This is a genomic window from Dichelobacter nodosus (assembly GCF_001263335.1).
In the GTDB taxonomy this organism is placed as follows: domain Bacteria; phylum Pseudomonadota; class Gammaproteobacteria; order Cardiobacteriales; family Cardiobacteriaceae; genus Dichelobacter; species Dichelobacter nodosus.
On record NZ_LGVW01000012.1, the window covers coordinates 25,991 to 49,202 of the forward strand.

Here is a 23,212-nt window from a genome sequence, read left to right on the forward strand (position 1 = left end):
ATTTTTTTGTGTCACAAGCGTGGAATTACATCATTCCCATGCCGCCCATTCCACCCATGCCGCCCATATCGTGATGGTGTCCTTCTTCTTTTTGCGGAATTTCAGAAACCATTGCTTCTGTGGTAATCATTAAACCAGCAACAGAAGCGGCGTTTTGCAAAGCGCTGCGGGTAACTTTGGTTGGATCGATGATACCAGCTGCAACCATATCAACGTATTGACCGGTTGCGGCATCGTAACCGTCGTTACCTTTACCTGATTTGACGCGTTCTAAAACAACTGCGGCTTCACTGCCAGCGTTGGAAACGATAGTACGCAAAGGATATTCCATCGCACGGCGCGCAATATCAATACCAACTTGTTGATCGTAGTTATCGCCTTTCAAATCAACAATAGAGTTGATAGCGCGAATTAAAGCCACGCCGCCGCCGGGAACAATACCTTCTTCAACTGCAGCACGGGTTGCATGCAAAGCATCTTCCACGCGGTCTTTCTTTTCTTTCATTTCTACTTCAGTTGCCGCGCCCACTTTAATAACGGCAACACCGCCGGCTAATTTTGCCACCCGTTCTTGCAATTTTTCTTTGTCGTAATCAGAACTGGATTCTTCAATTTGATGACGAATTAATGCTACGCGCGCTTCGATGGCTGATTTTTCGCCGCTGCCGTCGATAATTGTGGTGTTATCTTTGCCGACGGTCACGCGTTTTGCCGTACCCAATTGATCTAATGTAACGCTTTCTAAAGTCAAACCGACTTCTTCAGAAATGACGGTACCGCCGGTTAAAATCGCAATATCTTCTAACATGGCTTTCCGACGATCGCCAAATCCTGGTGCTTTCACCGCCGCAACTTTCACGATTCCGCGCATGCTGTTGATTACTAAAGTGGCTAATGCTTCGCCTTCTACGTCTTCAGCAACGATCAATAATGGTTGACCAGATTTTGCTACGCCTTCTAATAACGGCAACATGTCGCGAATATTCGCAATTTTTTTGTCGTGCAATAAAATGTAGGGATTTTCTAATTCAACTTGTTGACTTTGTTGATTATTAATGAAGTATGGTGACAAATAACCGCGGTCAAATTGCATACCTTCAACCACTTCCAAAGAGTCTTCCAAACCTTGACCTTCTTCAACGGTAATCACGCCTTCTTTGCCGACTTTTTCCATCGCTTCGGCAATTTTTGCACCAACGGTTTCATCGGAATTGGCAGAAATGGTGCCAACTTGTGCGATGGCTTTGCTATCGCTGCAAGGTTTAGAAATAGCGTGTAATGTTTTAACGGCTTCGGCAACGGCTTTATCAATTCCGCGTTTTAAATCCATCGGATTCATGCCGGCAGCAACGGCTTTTAATCCTTCAACAACAATTGCTTGCGCTAAAACAGTGGCGGTTGTTGTACCATCACCGGCGGCGTCATTAGTTTGTGAAGCAACTTCTTTAACTAATTGTGCGCCCATATTTTCAAATTTATCGGCTAATTCAATTTCTTTGGCAACAGAAACGCCGTCTTTAGTAACTGTTGGTGTGCCAAAAGATTTATCTAAAATAACGTTGCGACCTTTAGGTCCTAAAGTAACTTTCACCGCATCGGCAAGAATATTGACCCCTTTCAACATTTTGTTGCGGGCATCTTCTCCAAAACGAACTTCTTTTGCTGACATAATAAAAACTCCTAAAATTCAGTATTATTCAATAACGGCAAAAATTTCATCTTCGCGCATGATGATGTAATCAACACCATCTACTTTAACTTCGCTGCCGGTATATTTACCGAATAAAATTTTGTCACCGGCTTTTACAGCCATTTTGCGGCGTTCGCCATTTTCTAATAATTTGCCTTCACCCACGGCAATAACTTCTCCTTGAGAAGGTTTTTCAGCCGCAGAACCTGGTAAAACGATGCCGCCGGCGGATACTTTTTCTTCTTCTTGACGTTTTACGATCACACGATCGTGTAAAGGACGCAGATTCATACAATCTCCTTGTAAATAAAAACTGATAAGGTTTAAAACCTAGTTCCCTATATAGGGCTAGCGCGAATCTTTTCAAGAAAAATTAATTTAATGTAATTAATAAAAGGATCTGTATGATTTTTTTAGGATTACGTCATTTAAAGCGCTTGACGTCCTTCCCTCCCTAAAGGGGCGGAATTCCTACTGAGTTTGCAACGGCATCGAGTCGTTCGCAAATCACTTCGGTGGGGTCGTGCTGCTGACAATCTTACTGCATTGTTCACTTCACACGCGCTACGGACACGTCCTGCCCTGAAACTTATTTTTACTGTTGCGCTGCCAAAATTTCTTGCCCACGCTTTAACACATTGATTGCACCAACTACATCGGCATTATTTTGGTATCCGCATTTCACGCATTCAAAATTTGCTTGCGTTTGTCGGTTATCTTTTGCGGTATGCCCGCAATTAGGACAACAACGACTCGTATTTTGTGGCGGAACGGCAATCAGATGCCCACCGTTCCACAACAGTTTATAGTCCAACTGCCGCCTAAATTCATACCAAGATTGGTCTAAAATCGCACGGTTTAAGCCCGATTTTACAGCAACGTTTTTACCATGCTGTACGGTATTACCTTTGGCAGATTTACTCATATTGGCTACCTGCAAATCTTCAATGTACACAATCGCGTGGTTTTTGCTGATTTGGCTGCTGATTTGATGCAGGTGGTTTTTACGGATATTGCTGATTTTATGGTGTAACCGGGAAATTTTGGCTTTGAGTTTTTGCCAATTTTTGCTGAATTTCGTTTTGTGTTTGAACCGTTTTTGCAATTTCGCCAATTTTCCTTTTGATGCCTTAAACGCGTTAATCGGTTCAAAATACTGTCCGTCCGACAAAGTAGCAAAACGAACAATGCCCATATCTACACCGATTTCTCCGCCTTTGGGGGTGGGTGTTTTTTCTGTCTCAAATTCAGTTTGAATGGAAACGAACCATTTACCGCATTTTTGGGAAACAGTTACGTTTTTTACTTCTCCAAATACATTACGGCTGTTGCGATAGCGAACCCAATCGATTTTTGGCAAGTAAACACGGTTGTTTTGCTGCTCCAATTTACCGCCTTGCGGGAAGCGAAAGCTGTCTTTTTCGCCCTTCTTTTTGAATTGAGGGAAATCGGCACGTTTGGCAAAGAAGTTTTTAAACGAACTCTCTAAATCTTTTAACGATTGCTGTAATACTTGGCTGTGGCAGTCTTTTAACCAAACTAACTCTTTTTTCCATTTAGGTAGCAAATTGGCAATTTTGGCGTAACTGAATTTGAAAGACTTGTCAGCTTCATATTGTTCGTTTTGATACGCCAAAGCGCGATTAAACACGAAACGCGAACAGCCACAAAATTGTTTCATTTTGCGGATTTGTGCACCGTTTGGCATCAGTTCAAATTTAAACGCTTTGAGTATTTGCATGGTTTTATAGATAATGGGATTTTTGATTATTCTATACTTGGTCTATGGAAAAAGAAACTGATTTAAGACGCGGCAGACACGTTGTTTTTAACTTACATGTTCATTTAGTCTTTATCACAAAATACCGCCGAAATGTATTCACAAAAGAAATTTTGGACGATATGCAACAGATTTTTGAAAGCGTTTGCACCGATTTTGAAGCGCAGTTAGTGGATTTTGACGGCGAACACGACCACGTTTATTTGCTTGTGAATTATCCGCCCAAAGTGTCCATTTCCAAACTCGTGAATAGTTTGAAAGGCGTTTCTAGTCGTATGATTAGGAAAAAAAATTACCCCAGTATTCGTGAGAAACTTTGGGGCGGCGCGTTGTGGTCGCCGTCTTATTTTGCTGGAAGTTGTGGCGGTGCGCCTGTTACGATTATTCGGCAGTATATTGAGCAGCAAAATACGCCTGATTGAAATTTAACGTGTTTAGGACAGGACTGCTTCTCAGTCCGCGCCTTGTATCTCCGCTGTAAACGGCAAAGTTTTACGGCGCATTTGCATAAAAAAACCGATCTAAATGAAGATCGGTTCAGATTTTGTCGCAAAAATGCTCAAAACTAGCTACCCCATTTGTTGATGATGCGATCTAGTTCGCCGCTTTTCTTAAGATTTTCTAAGCCAGTATTGATCTTTTTAAGTAATTCTGTTTCATTGCCATCAACGCCTACAACCAATTGTGCGCCGTCAATATCATCAGATCCGGGAATCATCACAGAATGGAAGTTGACTTTATTCATCGCGCCGTGCGCTGTTAAATAACCTAACACGAAACAGTCGCCCACAACGCTATCAGCTTTTCCAGTAACCAATTCTTTTAATCCTAAGAAATGGGTTTTTACGGGCACGAATTGCTCAGCTTTTGCCACAATATTTCTGCCGGTTAAATCTTCAACCAGACCGTCATCTACAACTGTTGCGATTTTATTTTGCGTCCATGTATTTAATTTTTCTTCAGTGAGGGCAAAAACGCAGTCTTCTGATTTTAAATAATATTCAGAAGTAGTCATGCCGGGCATTACAGAAGCAACTTCATCGCGCGCAATGCCTTGAATCACCAAATTAACGCCTTCTTGTTTCCAGTTTTTGAGCGAATCCCATGAAACAGGCTTGAAACTGACTTGGAAATTTTGATCGGCAGCAATGGCGCTCATGATGTCAACGTCCATACCGGTGACATTGCCTTTTTCATCGGCTTGAGTATACGGCGCATAAGTGCGAGAAGCACCAACAACGTATGCATCGCAATACGCGTCAGCATAAGAAAAGAGAGCAGTTAAAGAGGCTGTAATTGTGAGTAACTTTTTCATAAAAAATCCTTAGTTTTCAAATATGAAACAGCATCAACGATCAGCGCTCTATATCCTAATTATTAATTTCTTCTTACTATCATTTGACGGCAGTCATTATATACTGATTTTTTCAAAAAAAAATATTAAAAAATCATCATAATTACGATGATAAAACAAACTATTAAGCAAAACGAACATCAAATTTGTATAGATAAAATCTTTATTTATGGACAAAAACGCTGCATTTTGTCGCTCAAATCAAATGAATTTACGGATAATCAACTACAAATTTTGGGTTAATCGTGGTATATGTTTGTTTTTAATATGCTAAAAGGAAGCCGCATGAAGCGATTTTGGATCATTCGACACGGTGAAAGTTCGATAAATGCCGGCGAAATCAGCCGCAGCGAACAAGAAGTCTTTTTAACGCGCACGGGAAAACAACAAGCAAACTGGATCGGCACTCATTTTCCGCACCACCCGAGCAAAATTTTCGTCTCCGAATTTCCACGCACACATCAAACCGCAGAACCACTGGCACAACGCTTTCAACTAACGCTCAATGTTCGTCCCGATCTCAATGAATTCAATCCGTTAGGATTATCGGCACTCGCGCATATGAATGGAAAACAACGCGCCGATGCATACGAACATTTCTGGCAAACAACAACGCCGCAAACGCAAATCGGCGCCGACGGCGAATCCTTTATGCATTTTTATAGCAGAATTAATCATTTTCTTAGCAACTTAGAGCAAATTCCCGATCAATCCGTTCTTTTTGGACATAGTATTTGGATAAAAGTACTGGCATGGAAACTGCTCGGATTTCCCGCGGAAACTCGAGCGCATTTACCGCTTTTACGGCGTTTTCAACACGCTTTTCCCACACCCAACTGTAGCGTTTTTCAAATCAGCGTCGATCAGCACGCAGAAATCGCTATTAAATCTCTTCCTGAATTAACGCCGCCCAGCGCCGCTTTGTTTTAAAAATCATGCGCCCTTTTATTGTAATTATTTTATTGATTTGCCAATTGTTACACGCCGAAATCTATACCGTCGGCACGGAAAAACGCCACCCGCCCTACAATTTCATTGATGACAAAAATCAAGTGTACGGCATGGATATTGATATCCTCTCTGCCATTGCTGAAGCGGAAAATTTTGAATTAAGTTATGTGATTTCTAATCGAAATACCCTATTAACTCAATGGGAAAACCAAGGCATTCATATCATTATTGACGGCATTTCCAGCACCGATATTCAAAATTCGCCGTATTTGAGCAGTTCTAATCCTTATCTTTATTCTCAAGATTGCGTTTTTGCCCGTTCACCAGAAAAGTTAAACAATTGGCAAAACGGAACAATTTTAATGCAAGTATCTGATAATATTATTAATAAATTATTATCACAAAAAATCGTTACCGATAAAACGCAATTTATTACTAATGAACCGTCGCCCTTTTTAAATCTCAAAAAATTGGCAACCGGCAGCGGCGACAGCATGATTGGCGATTGTTTTTCCTTAAAATATTTAACCCAACACGGCGTGTTAAGAGCATTAAAATTTTATTCAAAACCGCTGGAAATCACCGCGGATAATGATTCCTCTTTTTTGGTGATCGCGGTGGATAATCGCGTTGATGGATTATTGGAAAAAATTAATCGCGGGCTGGCAACCATTCAAAGTTCTGGAGAATTGAGCAAAATCGTGGATAAATGGCTCGAATAACGCTCTCGCACTTCATTCGTAAATCCGCGCTAAAAACGATTCCGCACGCAAATCATTAATCCGCTCTTTTTTCGTGTCCTCTTGAAAAATCAACGATGACTCGCCACATCGATCAGTAATTTTCTTATGACACGCAAAAGGAGCGCGTATGTTTGACGCACATTCCACAACCATTCTTTCCGTTCGGCGCGGCAATCATGTTGCCATCGCTGGCGACGGACAAGTATCACTCGGGCAAACGATTATGAAAGGCAACGCCCGCAAAATCCGCCGTTTATATCACGATCAAATTTTAGCCGGTTTTGCCGGCGCAACCGCTGATGCTTTTACTTTATTTGAATTATTTGAAGGAAAATTGGAAGCGCAAGACGGGCAATTACTCCGCGCAGCAGTAGAAATGGCGAAAGAATGGCGAACTGATCGCAGTTTGCGCCGTTTGGAAGCCATGTTAATCGTTGCCGATCGCAATAATACGCTAATTCTTTCGGGCAACGGCGATATCGTTGAACCGGAAAACAGTTTGGCAGCAATTGGTTCCGGCGGCATGTATGCGCTGGCAGCGGCGCGCGCTTTGTATCACAACACGGAAATGGACGCTTTGAGTATTGCGGAAAAAAGTTTGAACATTGCCGCCGATATTTGCATTTATACCAACCATAATATTGTCAGCGATGAACTAAAGGACGCATAACATGGAAAAATTATTGGGATACCGCGATTTAAATATGACGCCGCGAGAAATCGTGGAAGAACTCGATCGCCACATTATTGGACAAAAACACGCTAAACGCGCCGTTGCCAATGCATTGCGCAGTCGCTGGCGCCGTAAACAAGTTGCCGAACCGTTACGCAGCGAAATTACCCCGAAAAATATTTTAATGATTGGTCCAACTGGTGTTGGTAAAACGGAAATCGCGCGCCGTTTGGCAAAATTAGCTGAAGCGCCGTTTATTAAAGTGGAAGCAACAAAATTTACCGAAGTGGGTTATGTGGGACGTGACGTTGACTCCATTATTCGCGATCTAGTGGAAACGTCGATCAAATTGGAAAAAAACCGCGCCAAAGAACGCGTGAAAAGCAAAGCACGAGAAGCGGCGTTGGAGCGCGTGTTAGACGTATTAGTGCCAAGAAAAAAACAAACGGCATGGACGGGAGAAGAAGAAATTGATCCGGCGCGAAAAATGTATCGCGAGCGCATTTTGCGTGAAGAAATGAATGATACCGTCATCGAAATTGAAACGAATCAATCGATGAGCGCCAATGTTGAAATTATGACACCGCCCGGAATGGAGGAAATGTCGAGCCAATTAAGCGAAATGTTTAAAAGTTTTGGTCGAGAAAAGAAAACCAAGCGAAAAATGACTATCGCTAAAGCTTTGATTCAATTAGCCGAAGAAGAGGCGGAAGCTTTGGTTTCTCATGAAGAGATCAAATCTGCTGCCATCGATAATGCCGAACAAAATGGCATTGTTTTCATTGATGAAATTGATAAAGTTGCCAGAAGAAGCGATGTTGGCGGCGCCGATGTGTCGCGCGAAGGCGTGCAGCGGGATTTATTGCCGTTGGTTGAAGGCTGCACTATTTCCACAAAATACGGCATGATCAAAACCGATCATATTTTATTTATTGCTTCTGGCGCGTTTCATCTTGCCAAACCGTCTGATCTCATTCCGGAATTGCAGGGACGTTTGCCGGTGCGCGTGGAGCTCGATGCTTTAACTGCAGATGATTTTAAACGCATTCTCACCGAACCCGATGCCAGTTTAATTAAACAATACACGGCATTATTTGCCACGGAACAACTGCATTTGGAATTTACGGAAGACGGTATCAATAAAATTGCCGAAATCGCTTACCACGTTAATAAAACGACGGAAAATATCGGCGCGCGGCGGCTGCATACGTTAATAGAACGTTTAACGGATAGTTTATCGTTTGATGCCGCTGACCGCAGAGATGGCGATCGCGTCATTATCGATGCAGCGTATGTAGAAAAAACGTTGGGCGAAATTTCAAATAATGAAGATTTGAGCCGCTTTATATTGTAGGTTCCACGGAATAAAAAGGTTGCGCCGCGCTGGCGTAACCCGTTTTATATGTCGCAATGATACGATTGATTATTCTTGATTAAAACTGGATTGCAATTTACTCATTTACTTGCCTTTTATATGAAAAACGCCTAATGTACTATATATTTTTTCAAACAAAAACGAGGAAATGATGAGCTACACTTTTCAAAATCTTCCTTATGCTTATGATGCATTAGCACCCGTTATCGATGAAGCAACCATGCATTTGCATAAAGATAAACATCACAAAACTTATTTTGACAAATTCACCGCTGCGATTGCCGAAACCGAAGAAAACGGTCAACCGATCAGCGCAATTTTTGCCCGTATTTCAGAATTTAGCAGCGCTATCCGCAATAATGGCGGTGGTTATTACAATCATGATCTTTATTTCAACGCGATGCGCGCGCCGCGAGAAAATAATGAGCCGACTGGAGCACTGCTCGAAGCAATCAATGCGCAATTTGGCAGTTTTGAAAAATTTAAAACCGATTTTTCAACCGCGGGCGTTAATCAATTTGGCTCTGGCTGGGCTTGGTTAATCGTTAAAAATGGTAAATTAGCCATCACGCAAACACCGAATCAAGATAATCCGCTGATGGACGTTGTGGTCATTCGCGGTACACCGATTTTAGCCTGCGATCTTTGGGAACACGCTTATTATTTGAATTATCAAAATAAACGCGCCGATTATATTGCTCATTGGTGGAAAGTGGTCAATTGGGATTACGTTGCCCAATTATTTGCTGCGGCAAACGCTTAGTTTTTCACCACATCAACGCCTCGATTTTATCGGGGCGTTTTTTTTGCAGTATTTTTAGGACTTGCTTTTTTTACAGAATTATTTTTTACGCAAATATAAAAATTAACCCATTAATCTAATTACTATTTTTATGATTCGTATTGTAAAAAAATAGATAAGAAGTGATAATCACCGGTTTCTCTTTAAAAAAATGTCAATAAAAATATGAGGATAAAAATTATTTACCATTCATAAAAATATTTTTTGTGACATTTTTCTATTATTTTCATCTTTTTTAAACTAGAATCTCTTACCGTCCACTTTCATAAAGTTCAATGAAAACAACAAGAAAATATACTGAATTTGGAGATCGGTATACGTTTTTATCAAAAGATATCATGGCTTACTATCTTGAGTTCGAGATATAAATCGGGCAAAATATGATGATATCTTTGTAATGTTTTATTTATTGATTGTTAAGAATAGGAGATTATGAAAGTTGGCGAGATGTTGGCTTGCAGCGCTTGAATCTTGGATTCAAAGATAAAAGCAAAACAAGAACAACTTTTAGAACGATCATTGAAAAACTAAATTTAGATATTTTCTTTTAGTATTTAAGGATCGTCAGTAACTAAATCCTTAAATATTGTTCCAAAACACAACCACAGGGTGGATTTTATGAAAGACTCTCAATTTAATAAATTTAATGTCATTTGGGCGATTAACTTATTCGGAACGGCGGTGGGCGCGGGGATTTTGTTCCTGCCGATTAACGCCGGTATGGCGGGTTTTATTCCCATGATTTTAATGACGATTCTCGTCGGTCCAATGACTTATTTTTCTCACCGCGCTTTATCACGATTCGTTCTTTCTTCTAACAGCCCCGGAAAGGATATTACCTTCGTGGTTTCCGAACATTTCGGTAAAAAAGTAGGCGCTTTTATGGGCTGGCTTTATTTCTTAGCCATTTGGCCGTTAATTATGATTTATGCCGTTGCCATTACGAATACCGTTAAATCATTTTTAGAAAATCAATTGCACATGGGTGAGGTAAATCGAGTCAGTTTATCTTTTGTTTTAATTGTCGCTTTGATTTCTGTCATGCTATGTAGCGAAAAATTCATGTTAAAACTGACTGAATGGTTAGTTTATCCCTTGATTGCTATTTTATTCTTCTTTTCTATTTATTTAATTCCGCACTGGAATTTAACCGGTCTTTGGGAAATGCCGAGCTTAGGCGTATTCCTTAAAACAATGTGGCTGACAATTCCAGCTTTGGTATTCTCATTTAACCACTCTCCAGCGAGTTCATCTTTCTCATTATCTATGTTGCGCCAATACGGAAACCGAGATGATGCTGAAAAAAATGCTGTTAAATCTGAATATTATGCAACTTATATTTTAGTTACTTTCGTGATGTTATTCGTATTTAGCTGCGCTTTATCTTTAACACCGGAAGAAATGGCGTTAGCAAAACAACAAAACGTTAACGTTTTAACTTTCTTTGCTAATAAGTTTGACAATCGCATCATGTCTCTTGCCGCACCAATAGTTGCATTCTTTGCGATTACCAGTTCATTCTTTGGTCACTATTTAGGCGCGCGTGAAGGTTTGGAAGGCGTTATTTTCAAAATTTTTGGCGAAGAAAACGTCAATAAAACCAAATTGAAATACTGCTCTGCTTTATTCTTCCTAGCAACTTTGTGGGCAGTTGCAATTTGGGATCCGAACGTATTAAGTGTTATTGAATCATTAGGCGGTCCAATCATTGCGTTAATGTTATTCATCATGCCGATGTACGCTATTTATACCGTACCCGCAATGAAACATTATCAAAAAGAACGTTGGATTAACTATTTCGTCATTACCATGGGATCTATTGCGATTTCAGCAGTAATTTACGCGTTATTCTAATTTAATTAATATTTATCAACGGCGGATTATCTTCATTAAAAAAGATAGTCCGCCGTTTTATTATTCTTATGGTTTAAAAACGTAATCTACATTTATATTTTTTATTAAATAATTTAATGCGTTTATTATAATTTTTTATTTTAATTTTTAATGGCATTTTTTAATGATTTTATTTCTGCTTAATTGCGTAAAAAGTTTTTCTTTTCTTATTGCCACAATTCAAGTAAGCTTGCTTTAGCTTTCATTATTGCTAGTATGACGTTTTTAACAATCAACAAATGGGAGTAACTGATGATCAATATTGAAATGAAAAAACAACTCACCGAACGCCTCGACCGTTACGCACGCATTTTCACCACATCTGATCCCGATAGCGAAACAACGCCCAGCTCAAAATGCCAATGGGATTTATTGCATCTTTTAGAAAAAGAAATGAAATCCATGGGGCTTAGCGAAATTAAACTCGATGAAAATGGTTATTTATTTGCCAGTTTGCCAGCAAATACAGATGCCGACGTGCCCGTATTAGGATTATTGGCACACGTTGATACCGCCCCCGATTACAGCGGTGAAAACGTCAAACCGCAAATTGTGCATAATTACGACGGCGGCGATATTGCTTTAAAAGGCAGCAACGAAACCTTATCACCCAAAGAATACCCCGATTTAAAAAAATTGGTCGGTCACGATTTGATGACAACCGACGGCACCACTTTATTAGGCGGTGACGATAAAGCTGGTATTGCGATCATTTTATCGGCAATGGAATATTTAATTGCACACCCCGAAATAAAACACGGAAAAATCCGCGTTGGCTTTACTCCCGATGAAGAAATCGGACGCGGCCCGCACAAATTTGATATCAAAGCTTTTGGCGCCAATTTTGCCTTTACTTTAGACGGCAGCGTTTTAGGAGAATTGCAATATGAAAACTTCAATGCTGCCAGCGCGGAATTAGTATTCCACGGTTTAAATATTCACCCAGGTAGCGCAAAAGATAAGATGATCAATGGCTTTGAACGCGCGGTTGAATTCCACGCGGCATTACCAGAACATCTCAAACCGGAAACCAGTAGCGGTCGCGAAGGCTTTATTTTCTTGCACGAAATCGCCGGCACTTTAGAAGCGGCAACATTGAGCTATTTATTGCGCGACTTTACCGTTGAAGGCATGAAAGAAAAGAAACAAGCCTTTGAAGAAACCTTCAAAAAATTCCAAGCGCGCTACGGCGAAAAATTCGCGCAATTGACCATTCAAGATCAATATCCTAATATGATTGAAAAAGTTTCTCAATTCCCTGAATTAATTGAAATTGCGCAAAAAGCGATGGCAGATGTTGGCGTAACTCCAGTTATTGAACCCGTCCGCGGCGGAACTGACGGCGCGCAATTGTCATTTAAAGGATTGCCCACACCGAATTTATTCACCGGCGGCGCTAACTATCACGGACGTTTTGAATATATTTCTATTGACGTTATGAATAAATCCATGAACGTTGTATTAAATATCATTCGTCGTTTCGCTGAAAAATAATATTCTTTTTATAAAACATGCTGTTCTTTGAACGGCATGTTTTTTGATTACAAACCGCAATCGCAAAAACTCGGCTCAAAAGCCATAACAACAAAACAAAAATGTTAAATAGAGGACGTTTTTATGAAAGTATCTATGATCAATACTGTATCACTGACAGCGTTATTGCTTTTTTCGGCAATTGATTTAGCGCCGATGAGCATCGCTTATGCTGAAGAAGCTGCCGTGCCAGCAATCACCGAAGAGCTTAAAACCAATCCTTTTATGGAAAAAAGTCCATTACCTTATCAAGTTCCAGAATGGGACAAAATCAAAGTTGAACATTTCCGCCCCGCTTTTGAATACGGTTTAAAAGCGCACGCCGCAGAAATTGCCGCTATTATCAATAACAAAGAAGCCCCGACTTTTGAAAATACCGTTGTTGCGCTGGAAACTTCTGGTCGTCCGCTGGCGCGCGCGCAATTAGCGTTTTATCACTTATCCGGCGCACTGATTTCTCCAGAAACACAAGCTTTGGAAAAAGAATTTGCCCCGATTTTCTCCGCACACAACGATGATATTTATTTAAATAGCGATTTATATCAACGTATTAAAGAAGTCAGCAAAGACATGTCTAAACTTGATGCTGAAGATCAACGTTTGGTAAAAGTCTATTTAGATCGTTTTGAACTTGCTGGCGCTTCATTAGATGACACGCAAAAAGCAGAATTAAAATCTATTAACGGCGAACTCGCCAGTTTGTATACCGATTTTTCGGCGCGCGTTTTAAAAGGTCGTAAAGAAAACGGATTACTCGTTAAAGATGCAAAAGAACTTGACGGTTTAAGCGAAGATCAAATCGCCGCCGCCGCGGAAGAAGCGAAAAAAGCCGGTCACGAAGGTCAATATTTGTTGGTTTTACACAACACCACGCAACAACCTTTATTAGCCAGTTTAAAAAATCGTGATACCCGCGAAAAATTATTTAAAGCTTCTTTAAATCGTAACGTTACTGAAGGCGACGCTGACACCCGTCCCGTTATTGAAAAATTGGCGCGTTTGCATTTGAAAAAAGCGCAACTTATGGGTAAAAAATCCTTTGCCGAATGGAAATTACAAGACCAAATGGCAAAAACACCTGAAAACGCGATTAAATTATTAACCGATTTAGCCAAACCAGCCGTTGTCAAAGCCAAAGAAGAAGCGGCTGATATTCAAAAAGTTATCGATGCGCAAAAAGGCGATTTCAAACTCGAACCTTGGGATTGGGATTTCTATGCCGAACAAGTTCGTAAAGAAAAATATGATTTTGATGAAGCAGAAATCAAACCTTATTTTGAATTGAATAACGTTTTGGAAAAAGGCGTATTTTTCGCGGCAGAAAAATTCTACGGCATCACTGCGAAAAAACGCACCGATTTACCGCTTTATCACCCCGATGCACTCGTTTATGAATTCTTTGATAAAGACGGTTCACCGTTGGGATTGTTCTATTTCGACTTTTACGCACGCGAAAGCAAACGTGGCGGCGCGTGGATGTCAAACTTTGTTGAACAATCCAAAAAATTGGGACAAAAACCCGTCATCATCAATGTGCATAACATTCCCAAACCTGCTGACGGCAAACCTACTTTATTGAATTTCGATGAAGCATCAACCTTGTTCCACGAATTTGGACACGGTTTGCACGGTTTATTTGCTGACCAAAAATATGAAAGTATTTCAGGAACTTGGGTTGCACGTGACTTTGTAGAATTCCCATCACAATTCAATGAAAACTTTGCGTTAGAACCCAAAGTCTTCAAAAACTACGCAATTCATTACGAAACAAAAGAACCCATGCCCGAAGCATTGATGAAGAAAATCGTTGACGCCGCATCATTTAATCGTGGCTACCGCGTCACCGAATTATTATCGGCTTCTCTTTTAGATATGGCATGGCATAGCGTCACCGATGAAAAAGACTTCAAACCCACAACCGAATTTGAAAAAGAAACTTTAGCTAAATACGGTTTGGATATTCCAGAAGTACCACCGCGTTATCTTTCTAGCTATTTCTTACACATTTGGTCAGAAGGCGGCTACACCGCAGGTTATTACGCCTACACTTGGGCTGACTTATTAACCGCAGACGGCTGGGATTGGGTGGTCAATAACGGCGGTATGACGCTGAAAAATGGTGAGCATTATCGCGATACCGTTTTAAGCCGTGGTAATACTATGGATTACGACGTTATGTATCAAAACTTTGCGGGTCGTAAACCTTCAATTGAACCCTTACTCAAAGCAAAAGGCTTGAAATAATTAGCTTTAACTTCAAATCATGCCGCTTTTAAGCGGCATGGTTTTTGTCCGATTTTTTTATTTCTCACCTGATTAAAATTGACTAAAGAGCAGGAATTCACTATGCAAACACACCCCGAAATCACCGCAGAACTTAAAAATAACCCGTTTATGCACGCCAGCCCATTGCCGCATCAAGCGCCAGAATGGGACAAAATCACCACCGACCATTTTCGTCCGGCTTTTGAATACGGTTTTAAAGCGCAATTAGCGGAAATCGCCGATATCGTCAACAACAAAGAAGCGCCCACTTTTGAAAATACGCTGATCGCGCTCGAACGTTCCGGTCGCGTGTTATATCGTGCTAAAACAGCGTTTTATCATTATTCGCAATCGCTGGTTTCCGCGGAAACGCAAGCATTAGAAAAAGAATTTGCGCCCAAATTTGCCGCTCATATCGACAGCATTTATTTAAATGACGGTTTATATCAAAGAATTAAAACCGTTAGCCAAAATATGTCGGCTCTGGATGAAGAAAGTAAGCGGTTGGTAACGGTTTATTTACAACGTTTTGAAATGCTCGGCGCCATGTTAAATGATGCGCAAAAAGAACAGTTAAGAACCATTAACGGCGAACTCGCTGGTCTTTATACCGAATTTGTGGCGCGCGTTTTAAAAGGTCGCAAAATCAACGGATTACTCGTTAAAGATGCAAAAGAACTTGATGGTTTAACCGCCGATCAAATCGCTCAAGCCGCAGCAGAAGCCAAAAATGCCGGTCACGACGGTCAATATTTACTGACTTTAAGCAACACCACGCAACAACCATTATTAGCCGTTTTGCATAACCGCAAAATCCGCGAGCAATTATTCAAAGCGTCTTTATATCGCAACGCGCAAGACGGCGCCGCTGATAACCGCGCCATCATCGAACGGCTCGCTTTATTGCATATGAAAAAAGCGCAATTATTGGGTAAAAAATCCTTTGCCGAATGGCGCTTGCAAGATCAAATGGCGCAAACGCCTGAAAATGCGATTAAATTATTAACGGATTTAGCCAAAGCATCGATTGCTAAAGTCAAAGAAGAAGCCGCTGAAATTCAAAAATTAATCGACAGCCAAAAAGGCGGTTTCAAACTCGAACCATGGGATTGGTACTACTACGCCGAACAAGTACGCAAAGCCAAATATGATTTAGACGAAAGCGAAGTAAAACCCTATTTTGAATTGCACAACGTTTTAGAAAAAGGCGTGTTATATGCCGCAGAACGTTTTTACGGCATCACCGCTAAAAAGCGTGACGATATTCCGGTTTATCACCCTGAAGCGATTGTTTATGAAATTTTTGATCTCGACGGCAGCGCGCTGGGCTTAATTTATTTCGATTTTTATGCGCGTGAAAGCAAAGGCGGCGGCGCGTGGATGAATAATTTTGTTGATCAATCAAAATTGTTGCAACAAAATCCCGTTATCGTCAACGTTTTCAACTTCACCAAACCGGCAGCCGGCAAACCTACTTTGTTGAATTTCTACGAAACTAAAACCTTATTCCACGAATTTGGTCACGCTTTGCACGGTTTATTTGCCGATCAACAATACGCCACATTATCCGGCGCCAACGTTGCCCGCGATTTTGTAGAGTTTCCGTCACAATTCAATGAAAACTTTGCGCTGGCAGCCGATATTTTCAAAAATTATGCCGTTCATTATCAAACTCAAGAACCTATGCCCGAAGCATTAATGAAGAAAATTGTTGATGCTTCTTTATTTAATAATGGTTATACCGTTTCTGAATTGCTGTTTGCTTCAATTTTGGATATGGCATGGCATTCTGCAACCGATGAAAGTCAATTTAAACCAACGCTTGAATTTGAAAAAGCCGTTTTAGAAAAATATGGCATGTCACTTCCGGAAGTGCCGGCGCGTTATCTTTCTACTTATTTCATGCATATTTGGCGCGCTGATGGCCCTGATAGCTATACCGCAGGTTATTACGCCTACACTTGGGCAGATTTATTAACTGCAGACGGTTGGGATTGGGTAGTCAATCACGGCGGTGTACAACGCAAAAACGGCGATCATTATCGTAAAACGATTTTAAGCCGCGGTAATACGTTAGATTACAATGCAATGTATCAAAACTTTGCCGATCGCAAACCCAGTTTAACGCCGCTTTTAAAAGCTAAAGGCTTATAAACTTCTGCTGATTGTCATAAAAGCCCTATCACCTGATAGGGCTTATTTCATTGAAAAACTGCGCCCTCTTGTTTGAGCGCGCGCGAACGCGTTATATTTAAAGCGCAGGAAATATCTTTTTAAAATAAATAATAGGAGATACACGATGTTAGAAAGTCATTTTATTCCGATTTTAATCGGTACATTGGCGATCTTTACGGTCGGTTATGCCATCATCAAAGGTTATAACGCCAAAGGCGTATTATTTACCGTTGGCATCATCACCTTGCTTTATGCTTTTGCCCTTAATAAATCGCCGGTAAAAGAAAGTAGCGGTTTCTTTTTCCACGATATCAGTACGTATATATACAGTTTATTTGAAGACCGCGGCGGTGGTTTGGGACTCATCATCATGATATTGATCGGGTTTTCCGCTTATATGAGCCATGTTGGCGCCAACAGCGTGGTGATTCGCGTATTATCCAAACCGCTCAAACACATTAAATCGCCCTACGTTTTACTCATCGGCGGCTTCTTTTTAGGCTCGCTAATGTCTTTTGCGATCAATTCTGCTACCGCGCTGGGTGTCTTTTTAATGGCAACTTTATTTCCAATTTTAACGCGTATGGGCATCAGCGCCCCATCGGCGGCAGCCGTTTGCGCTACCACTGCCATCGTCAATTTATCACCAACTTCAGCTGACGTTGTTTTAGCGGCAGAAAAAGCCAACGCCGATCTCATCGCCTTTTCCTTTAAAACCATCGTGCCGATGTCGATCATAACCATCATTGTGGTTGCCATCGTTCACTTTTTCTGGCAACGCTACTGCGATCGCAAAGAAGGATTAACGAACCAAACCGCGGTCACTATCGCTCAAAATACCCATGAAAATGATCACAATGATGTGCCCGCGTTTTATTTTATTTTGCCGTTTTTACCTATTTTATTGATTTTACTTTTTAACGGCACATGCAAAATCGGCGATAAAGTGCTTCCCGAACTTTCGCTCGGCGCCATCATCGTTTTAACGATTATTCTCACCGCGATCTTAGAATTTTGCCGCAGCTTTGATGCTAAAAAAACCTTTGCTGGTTTAGAAGTATGCTATCAAGGCATGAGCGATGCCTTTTCCAGCGTCGTGGTTTTATTGGTTTCTGCCGGCGTGTTTGCTCATAGTTTGGGCGTAATTGGATTTACGGAAGGACTGATTTCATTGGTTGAAAACTTCGGCGCCGCTGCCGTTGTGATGATGCTGGCATTGGTTTTAATTACGTTATTAGTCAGTATCGCGGCAGGTTCTGGCAACGCGGCATTTTTCGCCTTCGTAGAACTCGCACCACAACTTGCCACCCAACTCGGCATTAATCCCGCGTTTTTAATCGCGCCGATGATGCAAGTTTCTAACGCTGGACGCGCATTATCGCCGGTATCAGGCGTTGTTGTTGCCGTTTCGGGTTCTGCGCAATTGTCGCCATTATTGCTCGTTAAACGCACCAGCGTGCCGCTTTTAGCCGGCATACTCGTTATTATCGTCTACAGCATGATTTTTATTCCCGTCCAATAACCATTACGAGAGCATATTATGTTTAGTTCCCCATTTATCCCGATTATTTTGGGCAGTTTAGCGATTTTTTTCGTCGGCTTTACCATCATCAAAGGTTATAACGCCAAAGGTGTTTTATTCACCGCCGGCGTTTTAATCCTCACGTTAGCGGCAATTTTGGGTAAATCACCGATAAAAGAAAGCAGCGGACTCTTTTTTCACGATATCAGTAACTATATTTACGGACTTTTTTCCAATCGCGGCAGCGGATTAGGGTTAATTATCATGACCTTGGTTGGATTTTCCGCTTATATGACCCACGTCGGCGCTAACGGCGTTGTCATTTATTTATTATCCAAACCACTCAAACATATTAAATCGCCTTATATTTTGCTTATCGGCAGTTTTATTTTGGGCTCGCTAATGTCTTTTGCGATCAATTCTGCCACCGCGCTCGGCGTTTTTTTAATGGCAACTTTTTTCCCTGTTTTAACCCGAATTGGTATCACGGCACCATCAGCGGCAGCGATTTGCGCAACAACTGTGGTGGTTAATTTTTCGCCGACTTCTGCGGACGTGGTTTTAGCGGCAGAAAAATCCAGCATGGCGTTATTGCCGTACACTTTTGGCGTGATGATTCCGATGTCAGTTATTGCGCTGATCGTCGTCGGCATTTGTCATTTTTTCTGGCAACGTTACTGCGATCGCCAAGAAGGATTGGTAGGACAAACTGCCAGCGCACAAAACGAATTGCAGCATTTTGATAAAAATACGCAAAAAACCGCGCCGCTTTTTTATTGCATTTTGCCGTTTTTACCGATTTTGCTCATTTTCGTTTTCGATGGACGCCGGCAAATTGCTGGAACCGTATTACCCGAACTTTCGCTCGGCGCCATCATCGTTTTAACGATTATGCTCACCGCGGTATTAGAATTTTTCCGCAGTTTCAGCGCCAAAAAGACTTTTGCCGGTTTAGAAGTATGCTATCAAGGCATGAGTGATGGCTTTTCCAGCGTTGTGGTTTTATTGGTTTCTGCCGGCGTTTTTGCTCATAGTTTGGGCGTAATTGGTTTTACTGATGCGTTGATTGGATTGGTGAAAAGCTTTGGTGCGGCGGGATTGGCGATGATGTTGGCATTATCGTTGATAACGTTTATCGTCAGTATTGCCACCGGTTCTGGCAATGCGCCGTTTTTCGCGTTCGTAGAACTCGCGCCGCAAATTGCCGCACAATTAGGCATCAATCCCGCTTATTTGATTACACCGATGTTGCAAATTTCCAGCACGGGACGCGCGATGTCGCCGGTTTCTGGCGTGATTGTTGCCGTTTCTGGTGCCGGAAAATTATCGCCATTATTATTGGTAAAACGTACCAGCGTGCCGCTTTTAGCCGGCGTGCTCGTCATTTTGGCGTATACGGTATTTTTTATTCCGATGTCGGTTTAATTTTTACCGCTAAAACGTTCAACGGCGCACTTACTGCGCCGTTTTTTGCCGCTATTCATTTTTTCACCGCGCAAAAAATCAACTGTTTACCATATTCGGTGTATCATGTGCGGCTTTTCTTTCACCGTCTCCACGACTCATTTTTAATCAACAGCGAATCCCTTGCGCAACGAAGGATCAGATCAATTATGGCTTCTGCACACATACCACAAGAGAAATGGTTAAACGCCATCAATAGTTTGCAAGCAATTATGGATAGAGAAGCAATGCTTTTATTGCGTTCTTGCACCTTATCGCGAAGCAAAGGGCAATGGATTTTATTTGTGCCCAATAAATTTGCCCTCGATAAAATTAACGAAAAATATTTGAGCTCCGTTTTGTTTGCTTTGCAAAAACAAGATGTTCCCCAAATTGAAACTCGTTTGGGCGAGGCGCAACAAAATTTATTTACTCAACGCAAGCAGTCAAACGATTTCGCGCCAACATTTAATAGTCGGCTCAATCCACATTATCAATTTGAAAATTTTATTGTTGGAAAATCCAATGATAATGCTTATGCGGCGGTGCATCGCGTTAGTAAAGGGTTGTTAAGCGAAGACTTTAATCCACTTTTGATTTATGGCGGCACGGGTTTGGGAAAATCGCATTTAATGCATGCGGCGGGCAATGCGTTGTGTCAAAACGGAAAGAAAAGGGTAATGTATTTAACTGCCGAAGAATTTACCAACGATTATATTAACGCCATTAAAAATCCTAAAAGGGAAATGTCTGATTTTATTAATTTTTACCGCAATGCCGATGCGTTATTAATTGATGATGTACAATTTTTATCGGGCAAAAATCGTTCGCAAGAAGAATTTTTTCATACATTTAACAGTTTATTTGATAAAAAACGGCAGATTATTCTCACTTGTGACCGTTTTCCTAAAGAAATTGAAGGATTAGCCGATCGATTAAAATCGCGGTTTGGTTCGGGTTTAACGGTTTCTGTGGCGCCGCCGGATTATGAAACGCGCATCGCTATTTTGCAAAGTAAAGCCGAAAGATTGCATTTTTCATTGCCCAAAGAAGTTGAAGAATATATTGCGGAAAAAGTTACTTCTAATATTCGCGATTTAGAAGGCGCATTGCGAAAAGTTTATGCCTATTGTGAATTTAATCATGAAATAATTACATTAGATATTGCGCGCAATGCATTAAATGATTTAATTCAAGCGCAGAATTGTGATATTACCATTGATCATATTCGTACTATTACCGCAACTCATTTTAATATTTCGGTAGAGGATATGGATTCAAAAAAAAGAATGGCAGCTATTACATTACCCAGACAAATTGCCATGCATTTAGCAAAATCATTAACGCAACATTCTTATCCGGAAATTGGCAAAATATTTGGCAAAAGGGATCATTCAACGGTTATTCATGCTTGCCGCAAAATTGATGAGCTTTTACAAGAAAACGAGAGTTTTTATAAAGAATACAATGTATTAAAAATGAGAATTATGGGAAGTTGAACCTGTGGATAAGTCTGTGGATAAGCTGTGGATAAGCTGTGGATAAGCTGTGGATAAGTTTAATGCTTAAATTATCCACAAGTTATCCACAGCTTATCCACAGCTTATCCACAGACTTATCCACAGCTTAGAGTGTTAATTTATTGTATCAATACAAAAAGTTAACAGAGTTATCCACATATCCACAGCCCCTACGACTACGATCTATATTAAAGAGGAACTTATGAAATTCGAAATTGTGAAGGATTTACTTTTTAAACGTCTTGCCGATCTTAACAGCATTGTTGATCGCAAAACCACACTAACTATTTTGAGTCATATTTATCTTAAATTAGAGAATCAACAATTAACGCTTATTTGCACGGATACCGAAATTACTTTAAAAACCCAAATTCCCGTTATCAATCAATTAAGCGCTGGAGCTATTACTATTCCTTGCGATAAATTCTATCAATTTATTCAGCGTATTGATGATGGCACATTAATTACTTGTGAACTCGTTAATCAACAATTCCATATTCATGCCGGAAAAACAATTGTTAAACTCGCCACTTTGCCGGCAAAAGATTTTCCAATTCCATTAGATAATCATTACCTTCATCATATTTCGTTAGATGCTTCTTTATTTCATAATCTTTTAAATAAAGTTAAATATGCCATTGCTAATCAAGACGGGCGCCAATATTTAAACGGATTACTATTAAATATCATCGATGACGGCTACACGCTTGATGCCGTTTCCACTGATGGTCATCGTTTAGCCTGTGCGCAACTATCCTTTGAAGAAGCGATCGCTTCTAATATCGGTTTTATCGTGCCTGAAAAAGCGGTCAACGAATTGGTGAAACATCTATCGCTAGATGCCGCAAACAATGAATTGTTATTGCAGAAAAAGATCAGCCAATCCGTTGATGAAACAACGCGCTTAAACGAACAAATCGATATCTTGAAAGAGTTGCGTAAACAACCCGCACGGGAGCATAGTCAAACGTACGCCCGCCCCATCACGCTGCATTTTAGTGAACGAGAATTAAGCTTAGAGATTGGCTCTTATCAATTCAGCACTCGCTTAATCGACGGTCAATATCCCGCTTATCGGCAAGTGATTCCTCTGCAACAAGAAAATCCCATTCTCATCGAGCGCTTAGCTTTATTAGCCGCATTACGGCGTGCCAAAGTGTTACTCACCGATCGCCACGACGGCGTTCGTTTGCATTTTGTGGGTCATAACCTCACTTTAACCGCGCGCAATATGGAAAATGAAACCACGGCGGAGAGTCTCGAAATCATCAATAGCGGCAATTTAACTTTAGAAATCGGCTTAAATGTTAACTATCTCATCGATGTGCTCATGCATTTGGAAGGCGAAACCGTGCAATTACATCTTGAAAACGGAGAACAAGCCTGTTTGCTGATGAGCAAAGACGAACCCGACGTCCGCCACGTCATCATGCCTATGCGTATATAATCGCTGTAAACGCCATTTAAACCGGTTTAATCGTCTTAATTGTGCT

Annotated in this window: 18 protein-coding genes; 14 read left to right on the forward strand and 4 right to left on the reverse strand. The window is 40.9% G+C overall.

All coding sequences use genetic code 11. From position 1 onward, the window contains the following. Nucleotides 1–25: 25 nt before the first annotated feature. From groL to AKG33_RS02050, 3 genes are all read right to left on the reverse strand, one after another. On the reverse strand, nt 26–1,669 hold the full coding sequence (gene groL / locus AKG33_RS02040; protein WP_012031623.1) for a chaperonin GroEL: 1,644 nt from the start codon (nt 1,667–1,669) through the stop codon (nt 26–28). Nucleotides 1,670–1,693: 24 nt separating this feature from the next. Then, nucleotides 1,694–1,981, reverse strand: coding sequence for a co-chaperone GroES (gene groES, locus AKG33_RS02045; RefSeq protein ID WP_012031624.1), 288 nt, complete (start codon nt 1,979–1,981; stop codon nt 1,694–1,696). Nucleotides 1,982–2,285: 304 nt separating this feature from the next. After that, the gene (locus AKG33_RS02050; protein WP_012031625.1) at nt 2,286–3,431 is read right to left on the reverse strand and encodes an RNA-guided endonuclease InsQ/TnpB family protein; all 1,146 of its coding nucleotides are present in this window, start codon (nt 3,429–3,431) and stop codon (nt 2,286–2,288) included. Between the two features lie 44 nt (nt 3,432–3,475). Between AKG33_RS02050 and tnpA the strand changes: the two genes are divergently transcribed. Continuing rightward, on the forward strand, nt 3,476–3,892 hold the full coding sequence (gene tnpA / locus AKG33_RS02055; protein ID WP_012031626.1) for an IS200/IS605 family transposase: 417 nt from the start codon (nt 3,476–3,478) through the stop codon (nt 3,890–3,892). Nucleotides 3,893–4,035: 143 nt separating this feature from the next. On the opposite strand, the gene AKG33_RS02060 is transcribed toward tnpA, so the two are convergent. Then, nucleotides 4,036–4,785: a transporter substrate-binding domain-containing protein gene (locus AKG33_RS02060; RefSeq protein ID WP_012031627.1), complete on the reverse strand. Its 750-nt coding sequence runs from the start codon at nt 4,783–4,785 to the stop codon at nt 4,036–4,038. A gap of 324 nt (nt 4,786–5,109) precedes the next feature. Between AKG33_RS02060 and AKG33_RS02065 the strand changes: the two genes are divergently transcribed. The 13 genes from AKG33_RS02065 (at nt 5,110) to dnaN (ending at nt 23,166) form a co-directional block, all read left to right on the forward strand. Then, entirely contained in the window at nt 5,110–5,754 is a 645-nt protein-coding gene (locus AKG33_RS02065; RefSeq protein ID WP_012031628.1) for a histidine phosphatase family protein, read from the forward strand. Between the two features lie 5 nt (nt 5,755–5,759). Further along, complete coding sequence (locus tag AKG33_RS02070) at nt 5,760–6,497, forward strand: transporter substrate-binding domain-containing protein (RefSeq protein WP_012031629.1); 738 nt, start codon at nt 5,760–5,762, stop codon at nt 6,495–6,497. A gap of 148 nt (nt 6,498–6,645) precedes the next feature. Then, nucleotides 6,646–7,188: an ATP-dependent protease subunit HslV gene (hslV, locus tag AKG33_RS02075; protein WP_012031630.1), complete on the forward strand. Its 543-nt coding sequence runs from the start codon at nt 6,646–6,648 to the stop codon at nt 7,186–7,188. A gap of 1 nt (nt 7,189) precedes the next feature. Beyond that, nucleotides 7,190–8,545 carry an ATP-dependent protease ATPase subunit HslU gene (gene hslU, locus AKG33_RS02080; protein ID WP_012031631.1) on the forward strand — a complete coding sequence of 452 codons (1,356 nt, stop codon included), beginning with the start codon at nt 7,190–7,192 and terminating at the stop codon, nt 8,543–8,545. 172 nt (nt 8,546–8,717) lie between these two features. Further along, a complete protein-coding gene (locus tag AKG33_RS02085) occupies nt 8,718–9,329 on the forward strand; it encodes a superoxide dismutase (RefSeq protein WP_012031632.1) in 612 nt (203 codons plus the stop codon). Between the two features lie 657 nt (nt 9,330–9,986). Continuing rightward, nucleotides 9,987–11,222 carry an aromatic amino acid transport family protein gene (locus tag AKG33_RS02090; protein ID WP_012031633.1) on the forward strand — a complete coding sequence of 412 codons (1,236 nt, stop codon included), beginning with the start codon at nt 9,987–9,989 and terminating at the stop codon, nt 11,220–11,222. 306 nt (nt 11,223–11,528) lie between these two features. Beyond that, nucleotides 11,529–12,755: a peptidase T gene (pepT, locus tag AKG33_RS02095; RefSeq protein ID WP_041729985.1), complete on the forward strand. Its 1,227-nt coding sequence runs from the start codon at nt 11,529–11,531 to the stop codon at nt 12,753–12,755. Nucleotides 12,756–12,878: 123 nt separating this feature from the next. Then, a complete protein-coding gene (locus AKG33_RS02100; protein WP_012031635.1) occupies nt 12,879–15,038 on the forward strand; it encodes a M3 family metallopeptidase in 2,160 nt (719 codons plus the stop codon). 102 nt (nt 15,039–15,140) lie between these two features. Continuing rightward, nucleotides 15,141–17,213 carry a M3 family metallopeptidase gene (locus AKG33_RS02105; RefSeq protein WP_012031636.1) on the forward strand — a complete coding sequence of 691 codons (2,073 nt, stop codon included), beginning with the start codon at nt 15,141–15,143 and terminating at the stop codon, nt 17,211–17,213. Between the two features lie 145 nt (nt 17,214–17,358). Further along, the gene (gene dcuC, locus AKG33_RS02110) at nt 17,359–18,756 is read left to right on the forward strand and encodes an anaerobic C4-dicarboxylate transporter DcuC (protein WP_012031637.1); all 1,398 of its coding nucleotides are present in this window, start codon (nt 17,359–17,361) and stop codon (nt 18,754–18,756) included. A gap of 18 nt (nt 18,757–18,774) precedes the next feature. Next, nucleotides 18,775–20,181: an anaerobic C4-dicarboxylate transporter DcuC gene (dcuC, locus tag AKG33_RS02115; protein WP_050707874.1), complete on the forward strand. Its 1,407-nt coding sequence runs from the start codon at nt 18,775–18,777 to the stop codon at nt 20,179–20,181. 188 nt (nt 20,182–20,369) lie between these two features. Continuing rightward, nucleotides 20,370–21,698: a chromosomal replication initiator protein DnaA gene (dnaA, locus tag AKG33_RS02120; protein WP_011927762.1), complete on the forward strand. Its 1,329-nt coding sequence runs from the start codon at nt 20,370–20,372 to the stop codon at nt 21,696–21,698. A 223-nt stretch (nt 21,699–21,921) separates the two neighbouring features. Further along, nucleotides 21,922–23,166: a DNA polymerase III subunit beta gene (gene dnaN / locus AKG33_RS02125; protein WP_011927763.1), complete on the forward strand. Its 1,245-nt coding sequence runs from the start codon at nt 21,922–21,924 to the stop codon at nt 23,164–23,166. The last annotated feature ends 46 nt before the right edge of the window (nt 23,167–23,212 follow it).